Origin of the sequence: Dyadobacter crusticola DSM 16708, from assembly GCF_000701505.1 — a bacterium.
Lineage (GTDB): Bacteria > Bacteroidota > Bacteroidia > Cytophagales > Spirosomataceae > Dyadobacter > Dyadobacter crusticola.
Window position 1 is genome coordinate 1 of record NZ_JNJB01000034.1, and the last position, 4,637, is coordinate 4,637.

Consider the following 4,637-nt stretch of genomic DNA (forward strand, 5'->3'; position numbering starts at 1 on the left):
AAGGGGATACAGATTTCCATGGACGGAAAAGGAAGGGCACTAGACAATGTCTTTATCGAACGATTTTGGAGATCACTCAAACAGGAATATGTGTATTTAAACCCTCCGAATGGTGGGATGGATCTGTATCGGGGAATAAAGGCATATGTAGAATTTTACAACCGTCGACGTAAACACACCGGAACCGGGTATATTCCAAATGATCTATTTTTTGAAACCAACGCCAGAGCATCCTAATTAAACTTAATTGTAACCGCTGGCTGTCCAGTGAAACGGGAGTATTTCAGAGACGCCGATCCACAGGGAGAATATGCTGGCGCTCTCAGTTGGGCACTTACAAACAGAAAGACAGCTGACATTAAAAATATTGCTTTGACAGGCCCATATGGATCTGGTAAGAGTAGTATTCTTAAGACCTTTCAATCCCATAATACTAACCCAGATTTATGTTTCCTCAACATCTCGCTGGCTACATTTAAAGAGGAGACGGAAAACCAAGACTCAGCAAAAGGATCGGAACTCCTAAGATTGATTGAACTAAGTATCCTTCAGCAGATCTTCTATCATGAGGAAGATCACAAAATACCTGATTCTAGATTTAAAAAAATTAAGAGCTTTAAACGAAAACATCTGTGGCTTATGTCTGCAGGTGTGTTTATCCTTGCGATTGCGACCATCCATCTATTCAATAAAGATTTTTTCGAAAACTTGCTTGGGTACACTGCTGGCTCACTTATCAAGACTATCTCGAACTTAGCGAGTGCAAGTATTGTCCTAATAGGTTATTTCTATATAATCTTCAAGTCCATACGAACTATTAGTGGCATTACTATTAATAAGCTTAATATTCAAGATGCCGAAATTGCGATAAGTGATAGTATCAGTAAGTCAATACTGAATAACCACTTGGATGAAATTCTCTATTTCTTTGAAGTCACAAAGTACACGGTCGTAGTGATCGAAGATCTTGATCGCTTTGAACAGACAGAGATATTCACCAAATTAAGAGAGCTCAATCAGTTGATCAATTATACAGAGAAGATCAAACGCGAGATTGTATTTATATATGCAGTACGAGATGACATATTCAAAGATAAGGATAGGACTAAATTTTTTGATTTTATCATTCCCGTGATCCCAGTCATCAATTCTTCAAATTCCATTGAGAAATTGAGAGAGATTGTCATAAAAAACAACTACAAAATTGACCCAGCGCTTATTGAGAATATTTCTCTTTTTATTGATGATATGAGGTTGTTATATAATATTACAAATGAATACTTTATATATCATAGAAAGCTCGGCAATCTCAACCCAAATAAGTTACTGGCGATGATGGTATATAAGAATATTTATCCTAACGATTTTGTCGATCTGAGCAACGGGGATGGTAAACTGTTTAATGTGTTTAATAAAAAAGATGAATTTGTCAAAGAAAAATTGGAGGAAATAGACGATCAACTTCAAATATTGCGTACAAAAGTTGAAGAACTGGATGCCATGCTTATTGTTGACGTTCAGGAGTTAAGAAGGATATATATATATAAGTACATAGAGAAGCTATCAAACATTTCCAGTTTTATAATGAACGGAACTAGTTACAATTTTTCCGAGGTGACATCAGACGAAAATTTCCAACATCTTGTAAAAAACAAATTCAACTACAATACATTCATTCACAATTACAACGGCAATTATTATCAGACGAATAATCCAGTTTCAATAAAGTTCACAGATATCGAAGCGGAGGTTGACTCGAAGCGCACTTACGCGAATCGTGTTAAAATGATCAATGATTGGGGCGCTGAAAAGACAGAGGAACTTAAAAGTAAAATGACTGAGTTAGAAAATCAAAAAGTAAAGATTAGGCACTATAAAATCAAAGATATAATTGCATTGGGTGGATGCAAAATGGATCTTGAAAATAAGAAACAGCTGCAATTGGTAAACATCCTACTTCGGAATTCATATATTGACGAGGATTATTTAGATTATATATCAATTTTTTACGAAGGCAGTATTACCAAAGAAGATCGAGAGTTTTTATTGAATGTGAAGGCTCAGATCAAGAGTGAATTTGATTATAAACTTAACAAGATTAATAAACTTATTCCGAAGATCGATTCAATCGATTTTGCTCAGAACTATATTTTAAACTACAACCTTGTAGATGAACTACTTTGTAACGCCAATTATAAGAATCAAGAGACAGCCGTGTTTAATATTCTAAAAGACGAATCTGAAACTTCCATTTCATTTATAAATGGATTTATTGATTCTGGAAAAAATGTTAATATTTTTATTAATATGATTACCAAAGTTTGGCCGAATATTTGGCAGTTCGTTTCACAGCGATCTAATTTCACGAGAGAAAGACTACAGGTTTATCTTAGGCTAGTGCTAGAATACTCTGAGATTGATGATATTAAGTCGATTGCGAGTAGGTCAAAGCTTAAAAGCGAGATATCTTCAATGGAAGATTTTTTGAATATTGCGGTGAATAGCGATAAGCTGAAGCAAATAATCAACACTCTTCAAATAAAATTCGTCCAGTTGAACTTTGCCAAAGCACCGGTTGACTTGGCAAAGTTCGTGTACGAACACCAGCACTACTTACTAACCGATCCCACGATTAGAGTAGTAATCAAGCAATATGGTAGGTATGAGGAAAATGATTTCAATACTAGGAATTTTTATGCCATAACTGAGTCAGGATGTGAACCGCTGAAGAGCTATATAAGACAGGCCATGGACGACTATATCACTAACGTGTATTTGCCTTTGGAAGATAATGTTGCAGAAGATGAAGCTGCCTTGCTTGTTTTACTGAATGAAGATAAGTTATCGAGCGATAAGAAAAAGGAAATAGTAGAGAAAGTCTCAACAAAAGTTATTGATATCAAAAACGTCAAAAATACGGAGATCGTCCAATATCTGTTAGAAGCATCACGTCTTGTTCCCACATGGCAGAACCTTATTCACTATTACCACGAGGCAGATGATGTATTCGACGATTATATCATCGAATTTATAAACTTTGAAGCAAATGCACAGGCTCTTTCCGCAATGAAGATCAATATAGAGAACCCTGTGCCAGACTTGGCAACGGTAAATAAATTTATTAGGAGTTTAATTTTAGAGGAAAATATCTCCAACACATGCTATGAAGTGATATTGAAATCTGTACCATACTACTACGATTCTCTATCTTTTGGCGAACTATCAAAGGAAAAGGTTGCGGTGCTAATACAAAAGCAGAAGCTTGGACTGTCTGTGGATAACTATGATTTGCTTCGCTCTGACTTCAATGGCTTGCATTTAGTATTAGCCGAACAAAAGCACCAAGCTTTTATTGAAAAGATCGCCGATTATGTTATTGAAGAACCAGAGGTGTTCAGTCTATTATCCTCCACTGTTTTAAATTATCAAGAAAAAAGCTCTTTGATCAGTCATGTTGGTGAGCCTTTGATTATCGGCAGTCCTCGAATCACCAGGGTTGTTGGTACTTTGGCTATTGCCAGCGATCAGCTAGTAATTTCCAAGAATACAATAATTCACATATTATTGGCGAGTCTCTCTACTGAGCAAAAGATACAGTTACTAGTTAAAAAAATCGAGTTAATGACAAAAGAAGAGGTTTCAAGTGCTCTACGTGCCTTGCCGGTTCCTTACTCCGAGATAGCAATATTAGGGAAAAGACCAATGCTTTCAGCTGTTCAGATAAATTGGGATCTTGCAAATAAGTTAGTTAATTATGGGCATATCAAACGGGCGGTGGAAGAAAAGGGTAAAATAAGAATTTCAACATTTAGAAGTAGTGCAAATTGATTTGAACTGTTCTGTAATACTATATCAAAGCCCTAATATTGTATTCGATCGTTTAGATGTCTACGTCTGCGACGTTCGCGGTTGATAGCTGATCAGCGGCTTACAACAGCGCTCCTCAAAGTACCTGTTGCAGATCAGAATATTCCCCTATATTTGCCCCGCAAACTTTTTAGAAACACTTTATGAATTTTATTAGAATAGCCAGGCCAAAATGGCCTTGGAGAGGCATACGGGTGCAAGTCCCGAAACCTGGCCGAAGTGTTTCTTCGTTGAAGTTTGCGGTGACCTCTCCTTATTTATTCACCCAAAAACCATTGCCAATGCAAACTTCAGATGGTAAAGGAATCGACTCGAATGCAAATTCAGTCAACGCAACGAATGATGCACGTCACGCATTAGATGTCGGCGCTCCGCTGACGCAACGGCAGGCAGATTTTCTGTATATCGTCGATTGTCAGGGCTGTCGGGAATTATCCCAATCCCTCAAAATGATCCACGATCTGGTGTAAGTATCCCTAACCCACAGACAGTTTGAAATTAGAGATTAAACCTTAATTTTAAACTGATGAAAAAGACCAAATTCACCGAGACACAGATCGTTTCGATCCTCAAACAACAGGAAGCTGGCATTCCAACCAAGGAGATTTGCAGGCAGAATGGCATTTCCGAAGCCACTTTTTACAATTGGAAGAGCCGGTATGGCGGCATGGAAGCTTCTGACGTTAAACGCCTGAAAGATTTAGAGGAAGAAAATTCACGCTTGAAAAAGATGTTTGCTGATCTGAGCCTGGATAATCAAATACTTAAAG

At 37.1% G+C, this 4,637-nt stretch carries 4 protein-coding genes; all 4 read left to right on the forward strand.

Annotation, left to right across the window (positions count from 1 at the left end; translation table 11 throughout):
• The coding region (locus tag Q369_RS0121910) for an integrase core domain-containing protein (RefSeq protein ID WP_031529878.1) at window positions 1-237 on the forward strand (237 nt) is incomplete at its 5' end.
• A gap of 30 nt (window positions 238-267) precedes the next feature.
• The gene (locus tag Q369_RS0121915; RefSeq protein ID WP_031529879.1) at window positions 268-3,828 is read left to right on the forward strand and encodes a YobI family P-loop NTPase; all 3,561 of its coding nucleotides are present in this window, start codon (window positions 268-270) and stop codon (window positions 3,826-3,828) included.
• A gap of 320 nt (window positions 3,829-4,148) precedes the next feature.
• Window positions 4,149-4,337, forward strand: coding sequence for a hypothetical protein (locus Q369_RS29110; protein WP_157488279.1), 189 nt, complete (start codon window positions 4,149-4,151; stop codon window positions 4,335-4,337).
• Window positions 4,338-4,393: 56 nt separating this feature from the next.
• A partial coding sequence (locus tag Q369_RS0121925) for a transposase (RefSeq protein WP_031529881.1) occupies window positions 4,394-4,637 on the forward strand: 244 nt, incomplete at its 3' end.

Excerpts from the sequence above, each read along its gene's own strand:
- Q369_RS29110 (WP_157488279.1), top strand. The coding sequence starts at position 4,149 with ATGCAAACTTCAGATGGTAAAGGAATCGACTCGAATGCAAATTCAGTC.